The following is an 892-nucleotide window of genomic DNA, read 5'->3' as shown; positions in this document are numbered from 1 at the left end:
CGACGACACCCCGCCACTGGCAGGTGAAGACGAATCGCAGGACAATTCACCCGATGGCGGGCCCGCGCCCACCACCGATACCGATGCAGACACCGAATCCAAAGCGCCGTTGCCGCCCCGCGACGACGACGCTGGAATGACCGCCCCTGATGGCGAACCCGATACCGCGCCGGGCGAGCGCGCGGCGCCCCAGAACGAAACCGAAAACAACGCCGTCGCGAAGACGACCGTGGCTGTTGACGAAGCCGATCCCGAACCAGAGGCCGACGCATCCGTTGCCGGCCGGAGCCAAGTAAATGAGTGACACCCCCCGCAAGCCGTCTTTGAACAAGCTTTCGCTCAAGCGCGAAACCGCCACCGACCAGCCCAAGCTGGAAGAACGCCTGCACAAGGTGCTGGCCCAGGCCGGGCTCGGTTCGCGCCGCGCGCTGGAACAGCGCATCGCCGATGGCCTGGTCAAGGTCAACGGTGAAGTCGCGCAGACCGGCCAGTCGATCAAGAGCGGCGACAAGGTCGAGCTGGACGGCCGCGGCTTCGTGGCCACGGCGCTGACCGAAACCTCGCGCGTGCTGGCCTACAACAAGCCGGAAGGCGAAGTAACCACCCGCGAAGACCCCGAAGGTCGCCCGACCGTGTTCGAAGCGCTGCCTGCCCTCAAGGGCGCGCGCTGGATCGCGATCGGCCGCCTGGACATCAACACCACCGGCCTGCTGCTGGCAACCACCGACGGTGAGCTGGCCAACGCGATGATGCACCCCTCCTACGAGGTCGAGCGCGAGTACGTGGTGCGCGTGCGCGCCCCGGAAGGCGAAGAGAAGGTGCCCGACAACATCGTCGACCGCCTTGCCCGTGGCGTGGCGCTGGAAGACGGCCCGGCCAAGTTCGACGAGAT

1 protein-coding gene and 1 pseudogene are annotated in these 892 nt (G+C 67.0%); both read left to right on the top strand.

The window, feature by feature from the left end:
• Window positions 1-304, top strand: a pseudogene (locus tag DBR34_RS23805) (SMC-Scp complex subunit ScpB); the annotation flags it as partial.
• Window positions 297-892, top strand: a 596-nt coding sequence (locus DBR34_RS23800; protein ID WP_258224079.1) for a pseudouridine synthase, incomplete at its 3' end; no start/stop codon positions are given. The pseudogene DBR34_RS23805 and the gene DBR34_RS23800, both read left to right, overlap by 8 nt.

Source organism: Stenotrophomonas sp. HMWF003 (genome assembly GCF_003061285.1).
In the GTDB taxonomy this organism is placed as follows: Bacteria; Pseudomonadota; Gammaproteobacteria; order Xanthomonadales; family Xanthomonadaceae; genus Stenotrophomonas; species Stenotrophomonas maltophilia_AP.
This window is presented reverse-complemented; position numbering and strand designations above follow the sequence as displayed.